Below are 25,733 nucleotides of genomic sequence, written 5' to 3'. Positions count from 1 at the left end.
GACTCTACTCTGCGTTAGCAGGCTGTGATGTTCGCCCACAGGAGAGCGCCGTTGGCCGTCAGCGGCGCCACTTCACCGCCCGCCGCCTGCGCCGCCCACCAGACGCCCTCGCGCGCCCGCAGTTCGCCGCCCCCCGGCAGCGACCAGACCCCGCTCAGCACATACAGCACGCCCGCCTGGTGGGATGGCAGGGTGACGGGCGCCGTGCTGCGCCGCACCTCGGCCGCCTGTCGGCCACGGCGCGTCATGATGTTGAAATCCTGACTGGCGCCGCCCAGCAGCGTCGCTTCCAGCGCCACGTCGCCGGAGAACGCGAACGGTTCCCCGACGTGAGCCAATTGATGGTCGATATGCCCGGCGCTGAACAGCCGCACGCCGTCGCCTTCCAGCAAAGTGATCGAGCGGTCGATGCCCGTAAAGGCGGAAAACGGCCCGTCCTGCGCGATGGTAGCGATGCTGGCGCGCCAGTCAAAATCCTGCGCGCCCGGGGGCCAGCTGACGATTTCACGGGTTTCCCCACCGCCGTTGCGCCACGGGCTGACCGGCAGCGCGGCGAAGCTAAAACGGGTCAGGCTCATTACGCCTCCTGCTGAAAGGTTTTCAACACCTGCAGGAACTCGGCGCTGCTCTGCTGCTGCAGCGCGTGCCGCCCCTGCTCGATCACCTGCCGGCCGCCGACGAACACGTCGCGAATTTGCTCTTTGCCGCCGGCGAACAGCCAGCGGTTGAGGATCGAGGCGTCCAGCGCCGCCGCCAGATACGGGTCGTCGCCGTCCAGCACCAGCCAGTCGGCGCGATAGCCGCTCTGCAACCGGCCGATCGGCGCGCCGCACGCCTGCGCGCCGCCCTGCAGCGCCTGCAGGTACAGCACATCGCCCACCGCCGACTGTTCCGGCGTCGTCAGACGGTTGCGGCGCTGATCGCGCAGCCGCTGGCCGTATTCGAACCAGCGCAGCTCTTCCACCACGTTGAGCGAAACGTGGCTGTCGGAACCGATGCCCCAGCGCCCCTGCTGCTGCAGGTAAGCGTCGCCGGGGAAAATGCCGTCGCCGAGGTTGGCTTCGGTGGTCAGGCACAGGCCGGCCACCGCGCGGCTACGCACCAGCGCTTCCAGCTCATCGCGATCCAGATGGGTGGCATGCACCAGACACCAGCGCTGATCGACCGGCAGATGGTCATACAGCCAGGCCACCGGGCGCTGCCCGCTCCACGCCAGGCAGTCGTTCACCTCTTTTTGCTGCTCGGCGATATGAATATGCACCGGCAAAGTGCGATCCGACGCGGCCAAAATCTGCTGCATCTGGCCCAGCTCCACCGCACGCAGCGAATGGAAGCACAGCCCCTGATTCTGCAACGGACGATCCGCCAGCTGGCGGGCAATCACCTGCTGCTGGTGCAGATAGCTTTCGGTATCCTGGATAAAACGTTTCTGCCCCGGCTGCGCCGGTTGCGCGCCGAAACCGGCATAGCTGTACAGCACCGGCAGCATCGTCATGCCGATGCCGGCCTGATGCGCGGCCTCGCTGAGGCGGCCGGTCATTTCACCGCGATCGGCGTAAGGCTTACCGTCGGCGTCGTGATGCAGGTAGTGGAATTCGGCCACCTGGGTGTATCCGCCCTTGAGCATTTCGATATACAGTTGACGGGCGATCACCTCCACCTGCTCCGGCGTCAGGCGCTGCACCAGGCGGTACATCAGATCGCGCCAGGTCCAGAAGCTGTCCTGCGGGTTACCCGCCACTTCCGCCAGCCCGGCCATCGCGCGCTGGAAAGCGTGGGAGTGCAGGTTCGGCATGCCCGGCACCGCGTCGCCGTGCAGCCGGATGCAGCCTTGCGGTTCAGCGTCGGCGGTAACTTGAGTCAGATAACCTTGCGCATCGACGTCCAGCCGGACGTTATGCGCCCAGCCCTCAGGGAGCAAAGCGCGTGGGGCAAAATAAGCAGGCATGGCAGTATTCCACTGTTGGTGTAACGGCGAATGAGGCGCGGCGATGGCGCGCATTCAGGAATTTTTGGCGGTCACCGGCAAGTTTCTGGCGCGACGGCCACTAGTTGTATATACATATACATACGCCGACATCAACAGTAAACTGGTGTTATTATTTTTTTATTTGACGAGGTTAACGTCGTGGCTGAACAACAGACCGTGTTACAACTGGCGGCTGCAATGAGCGATGCCCCCGCCCCGATCTACCAACGGGTCAAACAGGCGATCGTGAATCAAATCCGTGCGGGGCATTGGCAACCGCACCAGCGCGTGCCCTCCGAAAGTGAACTGGTGGCGGAACTGGGCGTCAGCCGCATGACCATCAACCGCGCGCTGCGCGAGCTGACCAGCGAAGGTTTTTTGATTCGCATGCAGGGCGTCGGCACCTTCGTCGCCGAAGCCAAAGCGCATACCGCGCTGCTGGAAGTGCACAACATCGCCGATGAGATCGCCGCGCGCGGCCATCGCCACAGCAGCAAGATCCTCGAGCTGAAGGCCCGAGCGGCCAGCGAAGAAGAAGCGACGGCGCTGGGCATTCAACCCGGCCAACGGCTGTTCTACTCGCAGATCGTGCATTACGAAAACGATGTGCCGGTGCAGGTGGAAGACCGCTGCGTCAACCCGCTGGTGGCGCCGGATTACCTGAAGCAGGATTTCGACCGCGTCACGCCTTACACCTATCTGACGCAGGCCGCGCCGCTGACCGCCGGCGAACACATCGTCGAAGCGGTGATCCCCACCCGGCGCGAGCGCGAGCTGCTGCAGCTGGAAGACCACGAACCCGGCCTGCTGATTCATCGCCGCACCTGGTCCGGCAAAACCGTGGTGACCTCGGCCCGGCTGCTGTACCCCGGCAGCCGTTATCAACTGTTCGGCCGCTTCACCAGCGAAGTCTGATTCCCGGCGGGCGCCCCCTGCGCCCGCATCTCCGCTGTCGATCACATCCTGATAACAAAATCTCTTCCGCCTCTTGTGACATCCCGGTGAATGCGTTAGGTTGTTTTTAATTGTATATACAACCATGTGGGAGCTGCGGCTCCGGCGGAGGAAAGCAATGACGTCTGAGATTCACTGTGACAGCCTGTGGCACGGCGCCGATATCGTCACCATGCGCGACGGCAACTATCACACCCTGACCGACGGCGCGATCGCCGTACGCGACGGCAAGATCGTCTGGATTGGCGAACATGCGGCGCTGCCGCCCGGCCTGATCGCGGACGAAACGGTGAAATTCGACGGCGGCATCATTACCCCCGGCTTTGTTGACTGCCACACGCACCTGGTGTTCGGCGGCAACCGCAGCGGCGAGTTCGAACAGCGGTTGAACGGCGTGAGCTACGCCGACATTGCCGCGCAGGGCGGCGGCATCATTTCCACCGTGAAAGCCACCCGCGAGGCCGACGAGGCGCTGCTGCTGGAGCAGGCGCTGTTCCGCCTGCGGCCGCTGCTGGCGGAAGGCGTCACCTGCGTGGAGATCAAATCCGGTTACGGCCTCAGCCCGGAGAGCGAACTGAAGATGCTGCGGGTGGCGCGCAAGTTGGACGAGCTGCTGCCGGTCGAGGTGAAAACCACCTGTCTGGCGGCCCATGCGCTGCCGCCGGAATACGCCAACCGCGCCGACGACTACATCAATCTGGTCTGCGATACCATCATTCCGCAGGCGGCCGCCGCCGGGCTGGCGGATGCGGTTGACGCCTTCTGCGAACATCTGGCGTTCTCACCGGCGCAGGTGGAGCGAGTCTTCGCCGCCGCCGAGGCCGCCGGGCTGCCGGTCAAGCTGCACGCCGAGCAGCTCTCCGCCCTCGGAGGCAGCACGCTGGCGGCACGCCATCACGCGCTCTCCGCCGACCATCTCGAATACGCTACCGAACAAGATGCCCGCGCCATGGGCGATGCCGGCACCGTGGCGGTGCTGCTACCCGGCGCCTATTACCTGCTGCGCGAAACCCAGTGCCCGCCGGTAGAGCTGTTCCGCAAGCACCACGTGGCGATGGCGATCGCCAGCGACGCCAACCCCGGTACCTCGCCGGCGCTGTCGCTGCGCCTGATGATCAACATGGCCTGCACGCTGTTTCGCCTGACGCCGGAAGAAGCGCTGGCGGGCGTTACCACCCACGCCGCCAAAGCGCTGGGGCTGCAACACAGCCACGGCACGCTGGAAACCGGCAAGGTGGCGGACTTCGTTCACTGGCCGCTGTCGCGGCCGGCGGAACTGGCTTATTGGTTGGGCGGCCAGCTGCCCTGTACGGTGATTTTCCGAGGAGAAGTACGTCAATGACCATTCGCGATCCTTTTAGCTTCCAGAGCGGCAGCCTGCCGCTGCTGATCAGCATCCCACACGCCGGCACGCAACTGACGCCGGCGGTCGAGGCCGGACTGACCGACGACGCCCGCCCGCTGCCCGATACCGACTGGCACATTCCGCAGCTGTACGACTTTGCCCGGGCGATGGGCGCCAGCGTGCTGGTCGGCAACTATTCGCGCTTCGTCATCGATCTGAACCGCCCGGCGGACGACAAACCGCTGTACACCACCGCCACCACCGGCCTGTATCCCGACGTGCTGTTCGACGGCCGCCCAAGCTTCCTGCCGGGTAAAGCGCCAACGGACGCAGAACGCGCCGGCTATCTGCAGCAGATTTGGCAACCTTACCATCAGCAGCTGCAAGACGAACTGGCACGCCTCAAAGCGCGGCACGGCTATGCGCTGCTGTTCGACGCACACTCCATCGCCTCGGTGATCCCACGGCTGTTCGACGGCCAGCTGCCGGATCTCAATCTCGGCACCAACGGCGGTGAAAGTTGCGCCCAGGCGCTGAGCGATCGGCTGGTCGCCTGCTGCGAGCAGCAACAGCAGTACACCCACGTACTGAACGGCCGCTTCAAGGGCGGTTACATCACCCGCGCCTACGGGCAGCCGCAGCAGCAACAGCATGCGATCCAGCTCGAACTGGCGCAGGTGAACTACATGTCCGAACAGTATCCTTACGCGTTCGAACCGCAGCGCGCCGCCTCGCTGCAGCGCCTGCTCAAGCAGATGATTGAAGGCCTGTTGGACAGCGCCGCCAGACTGAACTGATCCCTTTGCAGGCGCCGCCGGGCGCCTGTTTCTCCCCCTGCCTTTAATCGCAACGTCAGCCGCAATCTGCGCGCTATATCAAAGTTTCGCGTGATTCCCCACTGACTGGTCTAAACAGCGCACAAAACAGCGGCCGACGAAAAACGCACTGCGCCACAATCAGCCGAAAAGCCCGCGCTCATCGTCAGCGCCGGGTGGCGTGTGGCCGAGCTGGCCCGTTTCGAACCATCACTCTGGAGGCCCTATGTCTGTAACACCGTTAAACTGGCGCGCTGCCGGCGCCCTCGCCGAACAATTGCTGGCCGGCTGGCAACGGCGTGGCGAACCCGGCGGCGCCATCACCCTGTTTGACGCCGAACAACTCCGCGCCACCGCCTGCGCCGGCCTGGCCGATCTGGCGCAGAATACCCCCTTCACCGCCGACAGCGTGGTGCGCTACGCCTCAGTGACCAAACATATCTTCGCCGCGCTGGCGCTGAACGCTACCGAACGCGCCATTCGGCTCGATCAACGCTTGGGCGAACTGCTGCCCGCCCTGCAGCCCGCGCTGGCGGACGTCACCGTCGGGCAGGCGCTGGACATGACCGGCGGCTTGCCCGACGTGCGCGAAACGCTCGGCTTGCTCGGCATCTCGCTGCACGCCGTCAGCGAGGCGCAGCCGGTCCTGCAGTTTGTCGAGGGGCTGGAGAAGCTGAACTACGAAGCCGGCAGCGAGATCGCCTACAGCAATACCGGCTATCGGCTGCTGGAGGCGGCGCTGCGCAGCAAAGGGTATGACTTCGACCAACTGGTGCAACAGCACATCGCTCGGCCGCTGCAGGTGCAAATGCGGGCACCGGAAAGCTGGTTCGACGTGGTACCGGGATTGGTGCCGGGTTACTGGCGTGCGCCGCAGGGCTGGCAACACGCCAGCGCCGGCCTGCACCTTTCCGCCTCCGGCAGCCTGACCGGCAGCCTCAACGCCCTTACCCGCTGGCTGCAGACGCTGCTGGCCGACGAGGGCCCCGGCCAGGGCGTGCTGGCGCAACTTGGCGCCCCGCGCCGCCTCAATCAGGGGCAGCTCAGCGCCTATGGCCTGGGGCTGGCGCAAACCCCGCTGGGCCTCCGCCGCTTGCTCGGCCACGGCGGTTCCCACGCCGGTTACAAAACCTACTTCCTGTTGGCGCCCGATCGCCAGGTCGGCGTCGCGTTGGTCGCCAACCGCGAAGACTGCGACAGTTTCGGTATGGCTTTGCAGGTGATGGCGGCGCTGCTGGGCGAACCTTTGCCGCAGCGCAGCGCGGCGATCCCCGACGGCCTTTACGCCACGCTGGCCGAGCCGCACTGGCTGGAGGTCAAAGACGGCAACCTGGCCTATCTGGGCAGCGGCGAACCGCTGTATCAGGGCGAGGACGGGTACGCGGTGTCGCTGTCCGCCCATATGCCAATCAAATTGAAGTGGACGGGCGAAGCGGTCGAGGGCGAAGTCGGGCATGTGGCGCGCCGTTTTCTGCCGGTCACGGCCAACGGCGACTGCCTGAAGCATGTGCAGGGGCTGTGGTATCACCCGCACTATCGCACCGCCTTTGAAATTCGTGGCGATCGGGTGCATATCGGCGTCGGTCCGGCGGCGCAGACCGGTACGCTCAGCCCGCTCGGCCAGGGGCGCATGCTGGTGGAGTGCCAGGACGGCCCGTGGTTAAAACGCTTTTGCCTCTATTTCCGCGGTTACAACGTGGATCTCATCGCCAACCGCAGCCGGATGCTGACCTTCCGCCGCAGCACCGTCGGCCGCGACTGACGCTCAGCCTGCGCTGCCGGTTTTGACCGCCAGCAGCGCATTCGCCAGCCGCCGTTTGTCGGCGGCGCTGAGATTCACCTGATCCACGGATGCCATAAACGCCGCCCGATCCGCCTCGCCAAGCGGGCCGGCGCGCAGCCGCTCCGCCAGCCGTTGCAATATCTGGCTGCTCAACCGCGCAATCTGCGGGCGCACCTGAGCCAACGGGCGCGGCTGCCAACCGGTTTCCGGGCTCGCCAGCCAGTCGGCACGATAGCGATACTGAATCGCCTTGGCGGCGTCCATCTGCGCGGCGATGAAAGGCCGCACCGACGCGGGCTCAAGCCCCAAACGCCCCGCTTCCGCCTGCGCGCTGGCCAATACCTTCGCCTCCTGCGCCAGGTCTTCGATCGGCAAATGTTGCTGCGCCTTGTAACCGGCAACGTCCTTCATCAACGACAGCCGTTGGTTCACCAGTTCGCCGATAGCGGCAGCGCCGTCCGCCAACGCCGGAAAACTGGTCAAACAACAGGCAATCAATAACGCCCTGAACATGGCACCTCCCTTATGATGCAGTGAAAACGTCAGGGCTAAAGTTCACCACGTCAGCCCCGCGCTGGCAAATAAAAAGGCCCCGCCGCAGCGGGGCCCGATAACGCTCGACAGGCGTTAGTCGAACACGCCATTGATAACGGAAGCCACAATCGCGGTGCTGAGTGCGACCAGCACCAGATCGTCGCCGGCGATACGCCACTCATACCCCGGGTACTGCGGCAGCTCACGCAGCATAGAGCGCGGCACCACTTTTTTGGCGATGCCCGGCGGCAGCGGTTTACCGCGCGCCAGATTCTTGGCGATGCCCGGCGGCAAAGAACGGTAGCCGGTCAGGCCATAGTTGTGCGCCAGCGAACGGGCGCGATCGCGCGAGAGATTGACGGTGATCAGATTGTCGTCGTTGCGATAAACGCCGTTATCATAATGGTCTTTATTGCCTTTGTTACCGTGATTGCCGTTATTGCCATGGTTACCGTTATTGCCGCTGTTGCCATGGCCATTACCGTTGCCGTTACCATTGCCGCCCTTATCGGCCAGAGCCGGAGCGGATGACAACCCCAGCGACGCGATCAGCGCCAACACCGTGAGGGTCGTACGACGTTTGTTCATGTTGTGTATTCCTGCGTGGGTGACTCTATTGACTATAGCGGGCCTTTCCCGGACGAAGTATAAGGAAAACTCCGAGATGATGGCGCGCGAGACGGCAGACGCGCCAGAATCTTGTTTTAACGCAAAACGCCTCGAAAATGCCGATACTTACCTCAGATTTTTCTTGAAGAAAAATAAGCCTTACGCTAGCGTGGGAAGGTAACAAAAAAGAGTTAGCGTGCTCTTTTTCGTCGCACCTCAAATCTTATTCTTATCATCCATAATGATAATAGCGAACACTTCCCGCCTCTCCGTGCGGGATTCTTTTTCCCGCCGCAGTCGCCCTGATAAGGTGCTTTATGTTGAGATTTAGTTGCCAATAATTTACATTCGCTGTCTGAGAAACCTCAACCTCCCGCGGTGGCCAGGCTGGCAACGGGTGGGCGTTCAGGAGCAAAAGACGTGCAAATGACCCTCATGGAATACATCACTCGACACTTTAACGGCGATCTTCATCGTTACGCGCAGTCGGAAGGCGTCAGCCGTGAACAAATCATTAGTTGGATAAATAATGAATGTCACGTGATCAAAGGCAGGCTGTTTATGCCGGTGAAGCATCTCCCGGTCGAACAAGCCCAGTGATGACGAAAAAAAACCCCGCCAAGCGGGGTTTTCTGTTTCTGATAACACGGAAAATCAGAAGTTATAGCCGACCACGAGGTAATAACCCCAACCGGTAGACTTGATCGGGCCCTGCGGCGTGCCGATATCCGCGCCATCCTGCCACTGGCCGCCGTTATGGAAATAACGCGCCACGAAAGAATAGTGCCAGTGATCGTAGTTCAGCGCCAAAATATGGCTGGAGGCGATCGAGTTGCCGGTGCGCACCTGTTTGCCGGTGCCGTCAACCCAATGGCTGTCCTTGCCCAGATCGGAACCGAAGTCGAAGTTGGTGAAGCCGATGTAGCTCAGGTTGCCACCCCACACCTGGGTCAATGGCACGAAGTATTTCACCTTGAAGCGGTAACCGTCCCAGCTGTTCTCGTTGGCAGCCTGGTAGTTTTCCCACTGGTATTTGGCATAGATGTTCATCGACAGGCTCATCGGCAGGCCGGTGTCGATATCGGTGCCCAGACCCATGTACCAGGTGTTTTGACGGCCGTCGGCGTTGTGGCCCAGATCATAGATGTAGTTGTTGGCGAAGTACCACTCTTTGAACGGCCCGAAGCTCAGATCGGTGCCGGTCAGCTTGTCGATGGAGAAGCGCGGTTCAATCTCCATAAACAGCGGGGAGCCTTTGTTCCAGATGCCGCGATCCGGGGTGTTGCCCACGCCGAAGAACTTCGGCACGTCAACGTAACCGTAGAAATCGAACCAGTCTTTCTTGGCGAAGGCTTCGTATTCGAGATACACGTCGTTATTCAGCTGCGGCCCGAAGCGAGTGTGGTAGCTGCCCACCACGTTGACGCTCTGGTGCCACCAGTCGGAGACATATTGACTGTCTTTGCTATCAGCCATTGATGATGCACTGTAAGACGCTGCGAGCAGTACACCTGCTGCGAGAGCTATTTTTTTCATTTTATTACCACATACTTAAAGGGCCATTTCCTGCCCGTTTAGAAAAGATGACAATGAGTCTGCCGACACCTGGCGTTGTCTTCACACAGAAACTCGGATGACGCGCGCATTATAGAAACCACTGACTGTAAGAATCTGTGATCCAGTTACGCATTTCGCGAATAGGTAATCGATTGCGTTCACATTTGTCAAATTATGTTTCATGCAAATTCACATTCGCTGTGATTTTAGTCATGCACATCGATTTTTAGCGCAATTTTTAAGCCAACCGTCATCAGGGCGTCACCTGCCCATTATCGCGACGTGGAAAAGAAAAAGCCGACGCATGAACGCCGGCCTTCATCAAAATCAACAGAAAATACGCAAAGCGAAATCAGTTCACCGCCGGCACCGCCTTGGCGATGTTTTCCTGGCGGAACGCCACCTCCTCGCCGTTTTTCACCTCCCAGCTGGCGACCGGAATGTCGGTCTTGGGCGCCGCCGCAACGACCGAACCGTAAATCAGCTTGTCGTCGCGGCGCAAAATATAAACGTCGAGCTGATATTCATGCCGCAGATTCGCCGTGGTCAGGCGCACGGTATCGCCGCGTTCATAGTGATGCGCGTCGATTTCGGGTTGTTGAATAAATTGAATGTCGCTTCTCATCGTCGTCGTTCCTTCAGGCAACATGGCTAGTTAAATTCTAGTTCAACATTGCGCCGACGGCGGATAATTTCCGTTAATTTCCACGGGTTGCCCGCCAACAGATCAGCGAGCCGAGCGTCACCATCGCCACGCCCTGCCAGAAATTGGCGGTCAGCGAGGTGTGCAACACCAGCGCGGCGAACACCGCCGACAGCACCGGGGTAAAATAAGAGACGGTGGCCAGCAGCGTCATGTTGCCGTGCAGAATGCCGACGTTCCAGGCGGCATACCCCGCCCCCATCGCCACCCCGGCGCACAGCAGCGTCAGGGTCACGCCGAGGCTGAACTGCATGCCGCTTTCCGCGCTGAAGGCATACTTCAGCCACAGCGCCAGCGCGGTCAGCACGATGAACAGCACCACGCCGTTGCTGCCCTGGGCGATCTTCTTGGTCAGGTTGCAGTACAGCGCCCAGATCACCGCACCGCTGAACGCCAGCCCGTAGCTGAGCGGATTGCTGCGCACGTTGGCCAGCATTTGCGCCGGCGACCAGCCGCCCTCGCCGCTCATGATCCAGCCGATGCCGAACAGCGACAGCAGCAGCCCCGGCAGCAGCCACCATTTGGCCTTTTGCCCGTTGAGCGCCAACGCCATCAGCACGGTGAAACAGGGCCACAGGTAGTTGATCATGCCCACTTCTATCGCCTGCAGGCGGGTATTGGCGTAGCCGAGCGACAGCGACAGGCAGATCTCATAGCTGACGAACAGCAGGCTGCCGACGATGAGATAAGGCCGCGGAAAACTGCGCCATTTCGGCACGCCGAGCGCCACCAGCAAAAACACCGCGCTGACGCTGTAGATCATCGCCGCGCCGCCGATCGGCCCCAGCCCTTCACTGACGCTGCGGATCAGGCCGACGACGCTGCTCCACAGCACAATGGCCAATAAACCGAACAGCGTGGCGCGGGTACGCGAGGGCAAAGCGGGCATAAGGCGGATCCAATGGGTTATTTTTTATCAGGTTTTTCACTCTACTGCCGCACGCGCCAAAAAGAAAGGCGGGAAATTCCCGCCTGTGATTTTATTGCTGCGGCTGCCGCTCGAGCTGCGGCGGCGGCTGGCGAAAACGCCGGGTCAACCAGGCCAAATAGCCGAAGCCCAGCGTCGCCCAGATAAGTCCCATGGTCAGCGAGCTCTTCTCCAGGTTCAGCCACAGCACCCCCACCGTCAGCGCCCCCACCAGCGGCAGGAACAGGAAGTTGAAGCGATCCTTCCAGCTTTTGTTGCGCCCTTCGCGAATAAAGAAGTGGCTGATGACCGACAGGTTGACGAAGGTAAAGGCCACCAGCGCGCCAAAGTTAATCAACGCCGTGGCGGTCACCAGATCGAACGACAGCGCAGACAGCGCCACCAGCCCGACCATCAGCACGTTGAGCGCCGGCGTGCGCCATTTAGGATGGATGTAGCCGAAGAACTTCTCCGGGAACACGTTATCGCGCCCCATCACGTACAGCAGGCGCGACACGCTGGCGTGCGACGCCAGGCCGGAGGCCAGCGTGTTGATGAAGGTCACGCACAGGAAGATCGACTGGAACAGCTTGCCGCCGACGTACAGCGCGATCTCCGGCAGCGCGGCATCGGGCTGGTGGAAGCGTTGAATGGACGGGAAAAACAGCTGAATAAAGAACGACACGCTGATAAAGATCACCCCGCCGTACAGCGCGGTCAGGAAGATGGCGCGCGGGATCACCTTGGCGGCGTCGGGCGTCTCTTCGCACAGCGTGGTGACCGCATCGAAGCCGAGGAACGAGAAGCACAGGATAGTCGCGCCGGTAATGATCGGCAGCAGATGCGCATTCTCGCTGAGGAACGGCCGCAGGCTCCACACCGTGCCCATCCCCTCGCCGTTGTGCAGGCCGCGCACCACCAGGTAGATAAACACCAGAATGATCGCCACCTGCGCCAATACGAACAGGGTATTGAAGTTGGCCACCAGATTGACGCTTTTCAGGTTGATGGCGGTGATCAGGATAACGAAGCCCACCACCCACACCCAGGGCGGCACTTCCGGGAACAGCGCGGTGAGGTAAATCTTCGCCAGCAGCGTGTTGATCATCGGCAGGAACAGATAATCGAGCAACGATGACCACCCCACCAGAAAACCGACGTGCGGGTTGATCGCCTTCTGCGCATAGGTGTAGGCGGAGCCGGCGGTAGGAAACTGGCGCACCAGTTTGCCGTAGCTGATGGCTGTGAACAGCACGCCGGCCAGCGCCAGCAGATAGGAGGTCGGCACGTGGCCGTCGGTGAGACCCGAGACGATGCCGAAGGTATCGAACACCGTCATCGGCGTCAGATAGGCCAGGCCCATCATCACCACCTGCCACAGCTTGAGGGATTTGCGCAGCTGCGGTTTGCCCGCCGGGCCGCTGTCGATGGCTTTAATCGTCATGGCATTTCCCCTCTTGGTCCTCTGCTGTCAACCGTGCAACGTCATTCAGAGAGGCCGCGGGGAAACTGCTGCTCAGGCGGCGGGAAAAACGGGTTGGGATCACTGTCGGGCGGCCGGCGACCGGCCCGTAGGCACTGCGGCACAGGCAAACGTCTGCGCAGGGGAATGACTGAGTCATGATTATTTCCTCGTCGGCGTCCTGTACGCCGTGATAGAAGAAATTCTGTACCGCAGCGCGCAGCCTCACCGGCCACAGGAGAGCCGATGAAATGCGCCGGACGCGCGCGGTCGTCGCAGGGTGAGCGGGATCAGGCGTTTTTCAGCATCCACTCGATTTCGGTTTCGGTGATCAGGCGCTCGAACTGCACCAGCTCATCGGTTTTGCAGGCCAGGTAGACATGGCTGAAGCGTTCGCCCAGCAGTGCATTGAGCACCGGCTGATGTTCGAACTCGTACAGCGCGTCGCTCTTGCGAATCGGGAACGGCAGCCCGTCCTGCTCCAGCCCGTTGCCGGTCACCGGCTCAGGCAGCGGCAGCGCGCTTTCCAGGCCGTAGACGATGCCGGCCAGAATGGTCGCCATCACCAGATAAGGGTTGGCGTCGGCGCCCGCCACGCGATACTCCACGCGGTGGTTGTCGCGATCGCCGCAGGGAATGCGCAGCGCCACGGTGCGGTTGTTATGTCCCCAGGAGGCCTGGGTCGGCACGTACATGCCGGGCTGGAAGCGCCGGTAGGCGTTGACGTTCGGCGCCAGCAGCGCCATCGAAGACGGCATCAGGGCGATCATGCCCGCCAGCGCCTGTTTCAACAGCGCCGAGTCTTCGCCGTCGTCGTCGGCGAACACGTTGTTGCCCTGCGCATTCAGCATGCTGATGTGCACGTGCATGCCGCTGCCGGCGTGCTCCTCATACGGCTTGGCCATAAAGGTCGCCTGCATGTTGTGGTTCTCGGCCACCATGCGCACCAGCCGCTTCAGCGCCAGCGCGTGATCGCAGGCCTGCAGCACGTCGTCGGTATGGTGCAGGTTGACTTCGAACTGCCCCGGCGACGCCTCCGCCACCGCGCCGTCCGCCGGAATGCCCTGCAAACGCGCCAGTTCGTCGATCTCGCTCAGCACGTCGGCGAAATGGTTCAGGTTATCGACGGAATACACCTGGCTTTGGGTGTTGCGCTCTTGCGTGCCCGGCGCGCACGGCGGCTGCAGATAGCCCTCCGCGTCGCGTTGACGATCGATGAGATAGAACTCCAACTCTACCGCTACCACGGGGGAAAGCCCGCGCTGACGCAAACGCTGCCACACTCGGTTCAGCACATTGCGCGGTTCAACGTCAAAGGGAGTGCCATCTTCATCCAGCATGGTGAGCAGCACCTGCGCAATATATTGCGGATCCGCCGCCGACGGCGTCAGCGTGCCCGGCACCGGCACGCACACGTGATCCGGCTCGCCCAGTTCCTGCCCCAGCCCGGCCTCTTCGACGACGTTGCCGAGAATATCCATCGCAAATACCGACGCCGGGAAGTAACAGCCCTTCTCCAGCTTGCTCAGGCCGCCGACCGGGATACGCTTGCCGCGGAAGCTGCCGTTCAGATCGGTCAACAGTACGTCGACATGTTGGGTTAATGGATAACGTTCCAGGTACTTCTTCACTTCGCGCTGGAACGCGCTACTTCGTCTCTCTTCACTGTGCTGAACAAAGTTTTCCACTTCTACGATGTTGGTCTGCATGGTTCACCCGCCGTTTGTGTTTTGCTGTCGTCGATGTTTATTGACCGTCTTGTTCAATATAATGCCCACAAATGAAACGTAGATGAAACAAATTTGTTTTGCAAGTGTTACTTTTGGTTTGAATATTGCCCAATCGACTGCTAGATTTATAGAATATTGAACGAAATCGGCGGTGGAGAAGCTTATCGTTCATAATTTCGAACGTACCAAGGGGATAGCATGGACAATATATTTAACAGACCAGTCATCGGCGTCGTCATGTGCAGGTATAGGTTAAACGGGCACCTCACACAGACCTTGCAAGAAAAGTACCTGAATGCCGTTATCACCGCCGGCGGCTTGCCGATCGCCCTGCCGCACGCGCTGGCGGAGCCGGACATGCTGGCGGAACTGCTGCCGCGCCTCGACGGCATTTTGCTGCCGGGCAGCCCCAGTAATGTGCAGCCGCACCTTTATGGTGAAAACGGCGATGAGCCTGACGCCGATCCTGGCCGAGACGCGTTGAGCCTGGCGCTGATCCGCCAGGCGTTCGACAGGCGCATTCCCCTTTTCGCCATTTGCCGCGGCATGCAGGAGATGGTGGTCGCCACCCAAGGTACCCTACATCGCCGCCTGTACGAACTGCCCGAGCTGCAGGAACACCGTGAAGATCACGACCTGCCGCTGGAACAGCAATACGCCCCCGCCCACGAAGTCATCGTTCAGGAAGGGGGGCTGCTTTCGCAACTGATACCGGATTGCAACAGATTCTGGGTGAACTCGCTGCACGGCCAGGGCGCCAAAACCCTGGGCGAAAGCGTTCGCATCGAGGCGCACGCCGCCGACGGGCTGGTGGAGGCGATCAGCGTGCGCGATCAGCCTTTCGCGCTCGGCGTGCAGTGGCACCCGGAGTGGCACAGCGACGAGTACGCCCTGTCGCGCCTGTTGTTTGATGGTTTCATCACCGCCTGTCGGAACTATCAAAAGGAAAAACGCCCATGAGCGACGTCAGCTTGGCACCGGGAAAACGTCTGTCGCAGATCCGTCAACAATTAGGGTTGTCGCAGCGCCGGGTCGCCGAACTGTCTGGGTTAACCCACAGCGCCATCAGCACTATCGAGCAGGACAAGGTCAGCCCGGCCATCAGCACGCTGCAAAAGCTGCTGACGGTGTACGGTCTGTCGCTGTCGGCGTTTTTCGCCGAGCCGGAAAAACCGACGGAGCCGCAGATCGTGATCGGCAGTGACGATCTGATCGAAATCGGCAGCCAGGGCGTTTCGATGAAGCTTATCCATAACGGCGACCCGCACCGCACGCTGGCGATGATGATCGAGACCTACGAACCGGGCACCACCACCGGCGAGCGCATCAAGCATCAGGGGGAAGAGATCGGCACGCTGCTGGAGGGTGAAGTGGTGCTGCAGGTCAACGGCCAGAGCTATCACCTGTTGGCTGGGCAAAGCTACGCCATCAATACCGGCATCCCCCACAGTTTCAGCAACACGTCGGCGCGCATTTGCCGGATTATCAGCGCCCATACGCCGACGACATTCTGATCAACGGAGCCAGGCATGAACTTTCACCATTTGCAGTATTGGCAACAACGGGCGCAGGCCCTGAAGATTGAGCACCAGCTGTTTATCGACGGCCGCTACCAGCCGGCTGCCGCGGGGAAAAGTTTCGCCGTGGAAGATCCCGCCGGGCGCCGTGAGCTGGCGCAGGTCGCGCGCGGCGAAGCCGTCGACATCGATCGGGCGGTCAGCGCGGCGCGCGCCGCCTTTGAGCGTGGCGACTGGGCGCAAGCCGCCCCGACGCAGCGCAAGGCCACGCTGTTGCGCTTCGCCGAGCTGATGGAGCAGCATCACGAAGAGCTGGCGCTGCTGGAAACGCTGGACACCGGCAAGCCGATTCGCCACAGCCTGCGCGACGACGTGCCGGGCGCCATTCGCTGCATCCGCTGGTACGCCGAAGCGATCGATAAGGTGTACGGCGAAATCGCCCCCACCGGCCGCGATGCGCTGGCGCTGATCGAACGCGAGCCGATCGGCGTGGTCGGCGCCATCGTGCCCTGGAACTTTCCGCTGCTGCTGGCCTGCTGGAAACTCGGTCCGGCGCTGGCCGCCGGCAACAGCGTGGTGCTCAAACCCTCCGAAAAATCGCCGCTGAGCGCCATCCTGCTCGGCAAACTGGCGCAGCAGGCTGGGCTGCCGGACGGCGTGCTGAACGTGGTGCCCGGCTATGGCCACGACGCCGGCAAGGCGCTGGCGCTGCACCGCGACGTCGACGCCCTCACCTTCACCGGCTCCACGCTGGTGGCGAAGCAGCTGATGATTTACGCCGGCGAATCGAACATGAAACGCGTCTGGCTGGAGGCCGGCGGCAAGAGCGCCAATATCGTCTTCGCCGATTGCCCGGATCTGGATCAGGCCGCCCGCAGCGCCGCCGCCGGCATCTTCTATAATCAGGGGCAGGTGTGCATCGCCGGCACTCGCCTGCTGGTCGAAGCGAGCATTGAGCAAGAATTCCTGCAGGCGCTGCGCAAACACGCGGCGGCCTTCGTTCCCGGCGATCCGCTCGATCCCGCCACGGTGATGGGCACGCTGATCGACAGCGGCCACTGCGAAAAAGTGGCCGGCTATATCGATCGGGGGCTGAGCCAGGGCGCCGCGCTATTCCTCGACGGGCGCGACCATCCGCAGGGCGACCACGCAGGCTACCTGGGGCCGACCATCCTCACCCAGGTGAACAACGCCATGAGCGTGGCGCGCGATGAAATCTTCGGCCCGGTGCTGGCGGTGACCACCTTCGACGACGAGCAACAGGCGCTGCAGCTGGCCAACGACAGCGACTACGGCCTCGGCGCCGCGGTCTGGACCCGCGATCTGGCCCGTGCGCACCGCATGGCGCGCCAGCTGAAGGCCGGCACGGTGTTCGTCAACAACTACAACGACGGCGACATGACCGTACCGTTCGGCGGCTACAAGCAGAGCGGCAACGGCCGCGACAAATCGCTGCACGCGCTGGACAAATTCACCGAATTGAAAACCACCTGGATCTCGCTGGAATAAGGGCTTATCTCATGACTGAACACGTAAAAAGCTACTATGCGGCCACGGCCAACGCACATCAGCCCTATCCGCAACTGAATGAATCTATCGAATGCGACGTCTGCGTGATCGGCGGCGGCTATACCGGCCTCTCCTCCGCGCTGTTTCTGGTGGAGGCCGGCTATAACGTGGTGGTGCTGGAAGCGGCGCGCATCGGTTTCGGCGCCAGCGGCCGCAACGGCGGCCAGTTGGTCAACTCTTACAGCCGCGACATCGATGTGATTGAAGAGCGCTACGGCGCAGAAAGCGCCCGCCTGCTCGGCAGCATGATGTTTGAAGGCGCGGAGATCATCCGCAGCCGCATCAGCCGCTACGCCATCGACTGCGACTACCGCCCCGGCGGCATCTTCGCCGCGCTGAACAACAAGCAGTTCCATGCACTGATCGAGCAGAAACGCAACTGGGAACGCTACGGCAATACCCAGCTCGAGCTGCTCGATGCGGATCGGGTACGCCAGGAAGTTGCCAGCGATCGCTACGTCGGCGCGCTGCTCGATCACAGCGGCGGCCACATCCATCCGCTCAACCTGGCACTGGGCGAGGCCGAGGCGATTCGCCTACAGGGCGGGCGCATCTTCGAACAATCGGCGGTGACGAACATCCGCCACGGCGAACCGGCGCTCATCAGCACCGCCAACGGCCAGGTGAAGGCGCGTTTCGTCATCGTCGCCGGCAACGCCTATCTGGGCGACAAGCTGGAGCCGCGGCTGGCCAAGCGCAGCATGCCGTGCGGCACTCAGGTGGTGACCACCGAGCCGCTGGCGCCGGAGATCGCGCAGGCGCTGATCCCGCAGAACTACTGCGTGGAAGACTGTAACTACCTGCTGGATTACTACCGCATCACCGCCGATCATCGCCTGCTGTACGGCGGCGGCGTGGTGTACGGCGCGCGCGATCCGGACGACATCGACAACCTGATACGGCCAAAATTGCTGAAGACCTTCCCGCAGCTGAAAGGGGTGCGTATCGATTATCGCTGGACCGGCAACTTCCTGCTGACGCTGTCGCGCATGCCGCAGTTCGGCCGGCTGGAGAATAACGTGTACTACATGCAGGGCTACAGCGGCCACGGCGTGACCTGCACCCATCTGGCGGGCAAGCTGATCGCCGAGTTGATGCGCGGCGACGCCGAACGCTTCGACGCCTTCGCCAAGCTGCCGCACCTGCCGTTCTTCGGCGGGCGCAATCTGCAGATCCCGTTCACCGCCATCGGCGCGGCCTACTACACGCTGCGCGACCGCATCGGCGTCTAAAACAGCAGGCCCGGTCATCCTGACCGGGCCTGTGCGTTACCGCTTAAACGATCTTCGGCTGGCCGTCCGAGGCGGTCGCCCCGCCATCGACCGGGATGTTGGCGCCATTGATAAAGCTGGCGTCGTCGCTGGCCAGGAACGCCATCACCGCCGCCACTTCTTCCGGCTCCGCCGCGCGCCCCAGCGCGATGCGCTCATTGAACTTGTCACGGATCTCCTGTGGCCAACCGTTGGTCATGTTGGTTTTCACCAGGCTAGGGCAGACCGAGTTGATGCGCACGCCGTCACCGCCGTGGTCCAGCGCCATGGCGCGCGTCAGGTTGACCACCGCGCCTTTCGCCGCGCAGTAGTAGGCCGCGCCCCAGTCGCCGCCCAGGCCGGACACCGACGCGGTATTGACGATGCAGCCCTTGGTTTTCAGCAGGTGCGGCAAGGCGAATTTGGAGCAGAACACCACGCCGTCGATATCGACCCCGGCGATGCGGCGCCAGTCGTCGACGCTGGTTTCCAGCACGCTGCCCGCCACGTGTACGCCGGCATTGTTCAACAGGACGTCGATGCGGCCCAGTTTTTCCGCCACCTCATTCATCATTTTCTCAACCGCGACGTGATCGGACACGTCGATATGTACCGCCATCGCCCGGCCCTTCGGCAGCGAAGCGGCGACCTTATCTACCGCCTCTTTGGCCCAGTCGGCCAGCACCACGATGGCGCCTTCGGCGGAGAAACGCCGCGCCGCCGCTTCCCCCATACCATTGCCCGCACCGGTGATAACCACGACTTTATTGTCAAAACGCATGAGACCTCCTCCATGTGAACGTATTTATATAAGTCATACAAATCTCATTACCCCGAGGATAAGGCGCCCCTCCCCTGAGAGCCAGTCAAAACGTGCGGTTTATTAACCAAAAGGAGGTATGTCAGTGATTTCAATGCGCTGGATTAACCCTTATCGGATTTTGGCCAACATATTGATGGATAAAATAAAATTACGGTGAGTCACTATTTGTCTGGCGGATTGTCAGCGGGCGAGACTATTGCAGGTGTGCGGTTATGGCCGCACAGAGATAAACGATGTGAATGAAAAACGGCAGCCGCCCGCAGGCGGCCGCGACTATTTTTTCTCGATGGGGACAACCAGCAGATCGACGTTCAGTTCGTTGATCGCCTGGCGCGCCGAAGAGACCAGCCGGCTCCAGACGTCGTGATGGTGGCCGAAGATCACCAGGTCGAACCCTTTCTCTTTCGCCACCCGGTTCAGCTCTTCCGTCAACGCGCCGCGGCTGACGATCACCTCTTCGACCGGGTAGGACGACTGCCCTTTGATCGCATTGAGCATATTCTTCACCCGCTCCGAAAAGGTGCGATCGGTGTAGTTGTAATCGCCCACGCCCAGATCGACGTAATAACCGGCGCGGTGGATGTCGATATAGATCAGGGAAAGTTTGGCCTTGAGCGCGGCGGCCAGTCTGGCGCCTTTGCCCAGCAGGAACTCGGCGTCTTCGCTGAGATCCGTGGCGACAACGATATGCCGGTAAGCCATGATGGCGGCCCTCCTCGTCAACTCCGTAATCCGTAAACAGGATGGCGCTCCTTGCCGCATGTTTCTCATGCATCTTAAGTTTAGCCCAGCGCGGGTTCACTCGCCTGCCGCACCGTCGTTCCATCTGTGAAACGATGCATCCCGCCTGCACGGTCTACCGGATTTTTCTCCCCTCCCTACACTGTAGGCAAGTGCTGAGTTTCAGCCTTATCAATCAAAGAAGATACCCACTGACCTTACGACGAGAAAAGGAAAACACCATGAGCACTCCAGCCAACTTCAACGGCCAGCGTCCTGTTATTGATGCCAATGACGCGGTCATGCTCCTGATCGACCACCAGAGCGGCCTGTTCCAAACCGTCGCCGACATGCCGATGACCGAACTGCGCGCCCGCGCCGCCGCCCTGGCCAGCATCGCCACCCTCAGCAAACTGCCGGTGATCACCACCGCCTCGGTGCCGCAGGGCCCGAACGGCCCGCTGATCCCGGAAATTCACAAAAATGCGCCGCACGCGCAATACGTCGCCCGCAAAGGGGAAATCAACGCCTGGGACAACCCGGACTTCGTGGCGGCGGTCAAAGCCACCGGCCGCAAAACCTTGATCATCGCCGGCACCATCACCAGCGTCTGCATGGCTTTCCCGTCCATCAGCGCGGTGGCCGAAGGCTATAAAGTATTCGCGGTGATCGACGCCTCCGGCACCTACTCGAAAATGGCGCAGGAAATCACCCTGGCGCGCGTGGTACAGGCCGGCGTGGTGCCGATCGACACCGCCGGCGTGGCCTCCGAGCTGCAGGGCAGCTGGAACCGCGCCGACGCTCAGCAGTGGGCCGAGGTCTACACCAACATCTTCCCGGCCTATCAGCTGCTGATCGAGAGCTACCTCAAGGCGCAGGACGTAGTGAAAAACAACGAACTGCTGGACTCGCAGCGCTAAAGCGGGAGAGGACGATTCGCCCCGGCCAGCGTCGGGGCGATCAATCGAGTAGATTCTGTGCAGGATTCGTTATAAAACTAACGACACTCTTTCTTGTGACAGGCAATCTTCCATGGTCGATATGTCCGCCGTGCTTGCCGTTTTCACCGTGTATATTGTCGGCGTGGTGATCCCCGGCCCCAATTTTGTCGCCGTCGCCCACAAAGCCGTTTCCGCACGCCGGGCCGAGGCTTTTGCCTTGGTGGCCGGCATCGTGCTGGTCAATCTGTTCTGGGCGAGCAGCGCCCTGCTGGGCATCGGCGTGGTTTTCGCCCTGTTCCCCTGGTTGGCACTGGCGGTAAAAGTGGCCGGCGCCGGCTATTTAATGTGGTTCGGCTATCGGCTTATCGCCCAGGCGGCGCCTTCTTCAGGCCCCCCAACGGCCACCGGGAAAAGCGGTTTTCGTGCCGCCTTTTTGCAGGGCATCGCCACCAACATCGCCAATCCCAAATCCATTGCGTTTTACGCCGCCGTCTTCTCGTCAGCGGCGCCCGCCCATGTTTCTACGCCGACCTTTCTCGCCATGCTGCTGGAAGTCGCGGTGATAGCCAGCTTGTGGTACGGGCTGGTGGCCCTGGTGCTGTCACACGCCCCTGTCGCCGGCGCCTACCGCCGCAGCAAGGCTTGGATCGATCGCGCCTGCGGCACGTTGATCATCGCGCTGGGACTGCGGCAGTTGCTCAGCCGATAATCGCGATCCCCAGCCGCTCCAGCAGTTGAGCGGCCTGGTGGCTGTCCATTTTGACGCCCTGCAGATCGGTGGTGCGCAAATCCAACTCACCCAGTTCCGCGTTGCTCAAATCGCACTGGGTGACGTCGGCGGCGCGCCAGTCGAATCCGGAGAACTCGCCGCCGGACAGATCGGAGCCGCTGAAGCTGGCGCCGAGCACCTGTGCGCCATGCCAGCGGTTTTCCCACAGCTCGCATTTCTCCAGCACCACCTTGGCGAAGTTGGCGTAGCTCAGGTTGCTTTTGGTGATATAGGCGCTGCAAAACCAGGTGCGGCTGGTGATCATGTTCATAAAGCTGGCGCCGCGAAAATCGGCGCCCTGCGCGCGGCACTCGCGGATCTCCAGCCCCAGGGCGCTGGCGTGGCGGAAGTCGGCCATCGACAAATCGCAGCTTCTGAAGCTGGCGTCTTTCAGTATCGCGCGGCTGAAATTGCCGCCCTGTCGGCTGTCGCGATCGTAAAACTGGCAGCCGATAAACTCGGTGCCGGTCAGATCGGCGCCCGAAAAATCGCACAGCATAAAGCTGCCGTTTTCAATCTTCTCGCCGGTAAAGCGGTTACGGTCGATCTTTTCACCCTTCAACATCAGACTCATCGCAGCGCACCTGTTTATTTATACAGTCAGTGCGGCATTTAATCCTATTCCGGCTGGGTTGGCAACCGTCGCCGATCGGCGGGCCTCCGCTCTAACGCCACCCTGACGATGCTGAACGTCCTGGTTCTCTCCGCCTGAGCGACGTCGGCAAACAAACGGGGGTAACGCGAGTTGACGACCCACACCTCGCCATCGCGCAGCGCGGCGCCGGTCGGCCCATCCAATTCCGAAGGCGTGGCGACCGCCGTGATATGCGCGCTGGCCCAGCCGTCGTTCGAGGAGAGCAGCGTTACGTCGCCGGACATGCTCCCCTTTGCCCCCGGAAAAGACTGTACGATCACCAATTCATGGGCGTTTTTGAGCCGCAGCCCGTCCGGCCCTTTCAGCCGCTGCGGCAGCCTGATTTCACTTATCGCAGGCGCGTTACCCAACGTCACCTTCCACAGCAGCCCTCGGGTGTAGTCCGCCGCAATCAGATAGCCATCCGGGTGATACACGATGCCGTTGAGATAAGGCTGCGTGCCCTGCGCAGCGGCGGGAACCTCGGCCGGCATCAAACGCGCTGAGCGCACCAGAATCGATACCTGGCGCGTTGCCCGGTCGACCTTGTAAATCTGCGGCTGGAAGCTGTCGGTCACGTAGATATTGCCCTGCGCGTCGAGCGCCAGATCGTTGGCCAGCGTCGGCCCACGGCTTAACGATGAGAGATCGTACGTCTGCTGCAGCGCGCCGGTATCGAGGTTGAACTCCAGCACCTGCGCCACGCGATTGCGCGTACCGGGCGCAGAGTTGAGGGAGACCCCCACGTCTTCGTTGCACACCAGCACCCGATTACGCTCGGCGTCCACCAGCATGCCGGAGGTAGTGATGAGCCCCTTACCGGTGGAAAACCGCCGATAGCGGCCATCCGGGTAGACCAGGCCAAGCTGCCCACCGCGCAGGGAGGAGACCAGGAACGCACCGGCGCGCGGGTTCCAGGCGATACCCTCTGGATAAGCGCCGGCGGCATCCGGCGAGAATTCGATACGCTGCACGGCCTGCGCCTGCATGACGCCGCTGAGAAGCAGCGCGACGCCGGCCAACCGGGTGACGCGCCGGTGGCGCTGTAATAAGAAAGAAAAGAGGCTGAAGCGGAACATGAACATGACCCTGATAAGGATTCGGATCGCTAGAGTAGGATCGCGTCGCTCACGGCACCAGCCGGGAAAAAGGCAATGCGCCACTAAAAAAATCGCAGCAATCAGCGCAAAAAAAACCGCCCGGTGTGGGCGGTTGAGGTGACGGCGAATCGTTACTTCAGGGCTTCCTGAATGGCGTCGGCCATCGGGCCGATGTGCTTCTCCGCCGCCTTCAGCTGGAAGTCTACGCCGTTGCCGTCGTTGGTATCCGACAGCGTGGCCTTGATCAATTCCAGCGCCGCCTGCACCGCCACCAGCCGTTTGTGCTGTTCGTCCGTGACCGGTTCGGCGCCCATATTGGCCGGATAATAGTGTTCTAACATCGCGATCTCCTTTTGATGACGTTAAGCTCTAACCTACCAGAAAACCGCGCATTTACTAAGGAAACCGGGCCCTGCGCGGCCGAGTGGCGATAAATTGCACTATACTGGGCAAACACCCCTCCTGCTACAGGATCATCGCCATGTCATTCCAGGGAAGCTGCCACTGCGGCGCCGTCACCTTCTCCGTGGACGCCGAACTGCCCACCGAAGCCCTCAGCTGCAACTGTTCCATTTGCCGCCGCAAAGGGCTGCTGCTGTCTTTCTTCCCCATCAGCGCCTTCACGCTCAACAGCGGCCAGGACCAGCTCAGCACCTACACCTTCAATCACCACAAGATCCGCCATCAGTTCTGCCGAGTCTGCGGTGCCCAACCCTTCGCCTACGGCACTGCGCCGGACGGCGCCGCGATGTGCGCCGTCAACCTGCGCTGCGTGCCTGACGTTGCGCTCGATGCATTGCAGATCCACAGTTACGACGGCGCCAGCGTCTGAGATCCCGCGTTTTCAGCGGTAGACGGAAAATTTCTTGGTCAGCGGCTTAAGCTGTTCGGCGTCGCCGTAGAGCGCCACCGCCACGAAATCCAGCTGCTCGTAAGGGGTGTTGGCGGTGTCAGCGATCTGCTGTTCGGCGGAGTGCGACAGCATGGTGGTGGTGAAGAAGTTGGACAACACGCCCTCTTCCTTGCACTTCAGAATCAGGTTGCTGAGCTGGCTGCTGTTCTTGGCCTGCAGGATCACGATCGGATAGTGGCTCATGTTGGCGCTGACGCCGTCGAGGCTGCTCGGGTAGTGGTGAAACTCGCGCTGCTCGATCAGATCGGTGATGCCCGCCGTCAGGTGGCAGGAAGCGTTAAACAGCGTGGCCGGTTCGTGATTGCGGTTGAGGATGATATAAAATTTTTTCTCGTTGTCGCTGTACATGCTCTTCTCCTTGAATAGGCAGCCAGTTTTACCCAACCTGCGCATGGTTTCAAGGCGTGATAAGGGGCCGCGTCCGGCCCCCGTGACAACGCAACCGACTCAGACGGCGCCTTCACCCGGGCCGAGCGGCTGCGCCACCTGATGCAGCACGGTGATGTTCTGCAAAAGCGTGCCGCCGTCGATCGGCTTCATCTGGCCGTCGCGATCTTTATAGTGCGTCGGCTTGGCGCCGTGGAAGAACAGCCCGGCGTTGACCTGCACGCCCAGATAGCCTGCGCTGGCCGGCAGGCGCTGCACGTCGGTCCAGGGATTGGAAACCGGCACGTACTGGAAGCCCTCGCCCGTCTTGGCGTACAGCGGGCGCAGCAGCGTGACAAAGGCCATCATCGGCGACAGCGCGTCTTTAAAGATCTGCACCGGCCGATCGACCGTCATCAAGAAACCCTGCGGCTGCTCCTCGACCGTGTCGAGGCTCAGGCTGCTGCTGATATCATCACCCCGGCCGCCATAGCTCCATTCAATGGCCGGCGCCCCACTCTCGTTCATCATCTCTGACATACACTGCTCCTTATAAAATGAATACCACACGCCTGCTGCGTGTCGGAACAGTAAACCGCTGAAGGGAGGCGAGCGTCCACGCAGGGCGGCACGCTGGCAAACCAAACAACGAAGGCGCGCAATCCATAAAGCTCGAAATGAATAATTTCTCCGCGTGATAGCGCAGCATTTGAACGACCTCAGCCGTTGCAAGAGCACATAGTGATGGCGTTACCGCCACTGG

Annotated in this window: 28 protein-coding genes; 12 read left to right on the top strand and 16 right to left on the bottom strand. The window is 61.5% G+C overall.

Annotation, left to right across the window (positions count from 1 at the left end):
* Positions 1–14: 14 nt before the first annotated feature.
* Positions 15–578 carry a HutD/Ves family protein gene (locus ACJ8HT_RS12225; protein ID WP_197651937.1) on the bottom strand — a complete coding sequence of 188 codons (564 nt, stop codon included), beginning with the start codon at positions 576–578 and terminating at the stop codon, positions 15–17.
* Complete coding sequence (locus ACJ8HT_RS12220; RefSeq protein WP_197651938.1) at positions 578–1,948, bottom strand: formimidoylglutamate deiminase; 1,371 nt, start codon at positions 1,946–1,948, stop codon at positions 578–580. The genes ACJ8HT_RS12225 and ACJ8HT_RS12220 overlap by 1 nt, the downstream gene beginning before the upstream one ends.
* A gap of 180 nt (positions 1,949–2,128) precedes the next feature.
* Here ACJ8HT_RS12220 and hutC point away from each other — a divergent pair, with 180 nt between their 5' ends.
* The 4 genes from hutC (at position 2,129) to ACJ8HT_RS12200 (ending at position 6,845) form a co-directional block, all read left to right on the top strand.
* A complete protein-coding gene (gene hutC, locus ACJ8HT_RS12215; protein ID WP_033646346.1) occupies positions 2,129–2,884 on the top strand; it encodes a histidine utilization repressor in 756 nt (251 codons plus the stop codon).
* A gap of 157 nt (positions 2,885–3,041) precedes the next feature.
* Complete coding sequence (gene hutI / locus ACJ8HT_RS12210; protein WP_197651939.1) at positions 3,042–4,265, top strand: imidazolonepropionase; 1,224 nt, start codon at positions 3,042–3,044, stop codon at positions 4,263–4,265.
* Positions 4,262–5,065, top strand: coding sequence for an N-formylglutamate deformylase (gene hutG, locus ACJ8HT_RS12205; protein ID WP_197651940.1), 804 nt, complete (start codon positions 4,262–4,264; stop codon positions 5,063–5,065). The genes hutI and hutG overlap by 4 nt, the downstream gene beginning before the upstream one ends.
* Before the next feature lie 244 nt (positions 5,066–5,309).
* Positions 5,310–6,845 carry a serine hydrolase domain-containing protein gene (locus ACJ8HT_RS12200; RefSeq protein WP_197651941.1) on the top strand — a complete coding sequence of 512 codons (1,536 nt, stop codon included), beginning with the start codon at positions 5,310–5,312 and terminating at the stop codon, positions 6,843–6,845.
* A 3-nt stretch (positions 6,846–6,848) separates the two neighbouring features.
* On the opposite strand, the gene ACJ8HT_RS12195 is transcribed toward ACJ8HT_RS12200, so the two are convergent.
* Both ACJ8HT_RS12195 and ACJ8HT_RS12190 read right to left on the bottom strand, forming a co-directional pair.
* Positions 6,849–7,379, bottom strand: coding sequence for a chorismate mutase (locus tag ACJ8HT_RS12195; protein ID WP_197651942.1), 531 nt, complete (start codon positions 7,377–7,379; stop codon positions 6,849–6,851).
* Between the two features lie 114 nt (positions 7,380–7,493).
* Entirely contained in the window at positions 7,494–7,988 is a 495-nt protein-coding gene (locus ACJ8HT_RS12190; RefSeq protein ID WP_049200367.1) for an anti-virulence regulator CigR family protein, read from the bottom strand.
* A gap of 441 nt (positions 7,989–8,429) precedes the next feature.
* Here ACJ8HT_RS12190 and ACJ8HT_RS12185 point away from each other — a divergent pair, with 441 nt between their 5' ends.
* Positions 8,430–8,609 (top strand): hypothetical protein, encoded by a 180-nt coding sequence (locus ACJ8HT_RS12185; protein WP_025160261.1) that lies wholly within the window; start codon positions 8,430–8,432, stop codon positions 8,607–8,609.
* A gap of 54 nt (positions 8,610–8,663) precedes the next feature.
* Here ACJ8HT_RS12185 and ACJ8HT_RS12180 read toward each other — a convergent pair whose 3' ends face one another.
* From ACJ8HT_RS12180 to ACJ8HT_RS12160, 5 genes are all read right to left on the bottom strand, one after another.
* Positions 8,664–9,545 carry a nucleoside-specific channel-forming protein Tsx gene (locus ACJ8HT_RS12180; protein ID WP_025160262.1) on the bottom strand — a complete coding sequence of 294 codons (882 nt, stop codon included), beginning with the start codon at positions 9,543–9,545 and terminating at the stop codon, positions 8,664–8,666.
* Between the two features lie 373 nt (positions 9,546–9,918).
* A complete protein-coding gene (locus ACJ8HT_RS12175) occupies positions 9,919–10,191 on the bottom strand; it encodes a hypothetical protein (protein WP_049272745.1) in 273 nt (90 codons plus the stop codon).
* A 73-nt stretch (positions 10,192–10,264) separates the two neighbouring features.
* Positions 10,265–11,158 (bottom strand): aromatic amino acid DMT transporter YddG, encoded by an 894-nt coding sequence (gene yddG / locus ACJ8HT_RS12170; RefSeq protein ID WP_049200366.1) that lies wholly within the window; start codon positions 11,156–11,158, stop codon positions 10,265–10,267.
* Between the two features lie 91 nt (positions 11,159–11,249).
* Positions 11,250–12,620, bottom strand: a complete 1,371-nt coding sequence (locus ACJ8HT_RS12165; protein ID WP_019454837.1) for an APC family permease — start codon at positions 12,618–12,620, stop codon at positions 11,250–11,252.
* Positions 12,621–12,928: 308 nt separating this feature from the next.
* Positions 12,929–14,347: a glutamine synthetase family protein gene (locus tag ACJ8HT_RS12160; RefSeq protein WP_197651943.1), complete on the bottom strand. Its 1,419-nt coding sequence runs from the start codon at positions 14,345–14,347 to the stop codon at positions 12,929–12,931.
* A 219-nt stretch (positions 14,348–14,566) separates the two neighbouring features.
* Here ACJ8HT_RS12160 and puuD point away from each other — a divergent pair, with 219 nt between their 5' ends.
* The 4 genes from puuD to ACJ8HT_RS12140 are packed head-to-tail and all read left to right on the top strand — an operon-like array spanning position 14,567 to position 18,686.
* The gene (gene puuD, locus ACJ8HT_RS12155) at positions 14,567–15,328 is read left to right on the top strand and encodes a gamma-glutamyl-gamma-aminobutyrate hydrolase (protein WP_197651944.1); all 762 of its coding nucleotides are present in this window, start codon (positions 14,567–14,569) and stop codon (positions 15,326–15,328) included.
* A complete protein-coding gene (gene puuR / locus ACJ8HT_RS12150; RefSeq protein WP_197651945.1) occupies positions 15,325–15,882 on the top strand; it encodes an HTH-type transcriptional regulator PuuR in 558 nt (185 codons plus the stop codon). The genes puuD and puuR overlap by 4 nt, the downstream gene beginning before the upstream one ends.
* 15 nt (positions 15,883–15,897) lie before the next feature.
* A complete protein-coding gene (gene puuC / locus ACJ8HT_RS12145; RefSeq protein ID WP_060419310.1) occupies positions 15,898–17,394 on the top strand; it encodes an aldehyde dehydrogenase PuuC in 1,497 nt (498 codons plus the stop codon).
* 11 nt (positions 17,395–17,405) lie between these two features.
* A complete protein-coding gene (locus ACJ8HT_RS12140) occupies positions 17,406–18,686 on the top strand; it encodes an NAD(P)/FAD-dependent oxidoreductase (protein ID WP_025302550.1) in 1,281 nt (426 codons plus the stop codon).
* Between the two features lie 43 nt (positions 18,687–18,729).
* On the opposite strand, the gene ACJ8HT_RS12135 is transcribed toward ACJ8HT_RS12140, so the two are convergent.
* Together ACJ8HT_RS12135 and ACJ8HT_RS12130 are read right to left on the bottom strand one after the other, a co-directional pair.
* Positions 18,730–19,485, bottom strand: coding sequence for an SDR family NAD(P)-dependent oxidoreductase (locus ACJ8HT_RS12135; protein WP_025302549.1), 756 nt, complete (start codon positions 19,483–19,485; stop codon positions 18,730–18,732).
* Positions 19,486–19,800: 315 nt separating this feature from the next.
* Positions 19,801–20,229: a universal stress protein gene (locus tag ACJ8HT_RS12130; protein ID WP_038877738.1), complete on the bottom strand. Its 429-nt coding sequence runs from the start codon at positions 20,227–20,229 to the stop codon at positions 19,801–19,803.
* Between the two features lie 260 nt (positions 20,230–20,489).
* On the opposite strand from ACJ8HT_RS12130, the gene ACJ8HT_RS12125 reads away from it, so the two are divergent.
* Together ACJ8HT_RS12125 and ACJ8HT_RS12120 are read left to right on the top strand one after the other, a co-directional pair.
* On the top strand, positions 20,490–21,167 hold the full coding sequence (locus tag ACJ8HT_RS12125) for an isochorismatase family protein (protein ID WP_197651946.1): 678 nt from the start codon (positions 20,490–20,492) through the stop codon (positions 21,165–21,167).
* A gap of 112 nt (positions 21,168–21,279) precedes the next feature.
* Positions 21,280–21,897 (top strand): LysE family translocator, encoded by a 618-nt coding sequence (locus tag ACJ8HT_RS12120; protein WP_195873650.1) that lies wholly within the window; start codon positions 21,280–21,282, stop codon positions 21,895–21,897.
* On the opposite strand, the gene ACJ8HT_RS12115 is transcribed toward ACJ8HT_RS12120, so the two are convergent.
* From ACJ8HT_RS12115 to ACJ8HT_RS12105, 3 genes are all read right to left on the bottom strand, one after another.
* Positions 21,887–22,531 (bottom strand): Qnr family pentapeptide repeat protein, encoded by a 645-nt coding sequence (locus ACJ8HT_RS12115; RefSeq protein WP_004941261.1) that lies wholly within the window; start codon positions 22,529–22,531, stop codon positions 21,887–21,889. The two genes, ACJ8HT_RS12120 and ACJ8HT_RS12115, sit on opposite strands and share 11 nt — an antisense overlap.
* Before the next feature lie 44 nt (positions 22,532–22,575).
* Positions 22,576–23,670 (bottom strand): SMP-30/gluconolactonase/LRE family protein, encoded by a 1,095-nt coding sequence (locus ACJ8HT_RS12110; RefSeq protein WP_244664453.1) that lies wholly within the window; start codon positions 23,668–23,670, stop codon positions 22,576–22,578.
* A gap of 152 nt (positions 23,671–23,822) precedes the next feature.
* Positions 23,823–24,032 (bottom strand): hypothetical protein, encoded by a 210-nt coding sequence (locus tag ACJ8HT_RS12105; protein WP_004941260.1) that lies wholly within the window; start codon positions 24,030–24,032, stop codon positions 23,823–23,825.
* A gap of 140 nt (positions 24,033–24,172) precedes the next feature.
* On the opposite strand from ACJ8HT_RS12105, the gene ACJ8HT_RS12100 reads away from it, so the two are divergent.
* Positions 24,173–24,523 (top strand): GFA family protein, encoded by a 351-nt coding sequence (locus ACJ8HT_RS12100; RefSeq protein WP_049202725.1) that lies wholly within the window; start codon positions 24,173–24,175, stop codon positions 24,521–24,523.
* A gap of 12 nt (positions 24,524–24,535) precedes the next feature.
* Here the strand turns inward: ACJ8HT_RS12100 and ACJ8HT_RS12095 are convergent, their stop codons facing one another.
* Positions 24,536–24,952 carry a DUF2000 domain-containing protein gene (locus tag ACJ8HT_RS12095; protein WP_033638236.1) on the bottom strand — a complete coding sequence of 139 codons (417 nt, stop codon included), beginning with the start codon at positions 24,950–24,952 and terminating at the stop codon, positions 24,536–24,538.
* Between the two features lie 99 nt (positions 24,953–25,051).
* Positions 25,052–25,510 carry a hypothetical protein gene (locus ACJ8HT_RS12090; RefSeq protein WP_060660813.1) on the bottom strand — a complete coding sequence of 153 codons (459 nt, stop codon included), beginning with the start codon at positions 25,508–25,510 and terminating at the stop codon, positions 25,052–25,054.
* Positions 25,511–25,733 lie beyond the last annotated feature (223 nt).

The sequence above is a fragment of the Serratia sp. CY44782 genome, assembly GCF_052168715.1.
GTDB classification, from domain to species: domain Bacteria; phylum Pseudomonadota; class Gammaproteobacteria; order Enterobacterales; family Enterobacteriaceae; genus Serratia; species Serratia nevei.
Note: the sequence above shows the minus strand (reverse complement) of the source record. Positions and strands in the feature narration are given on the sequence as shown.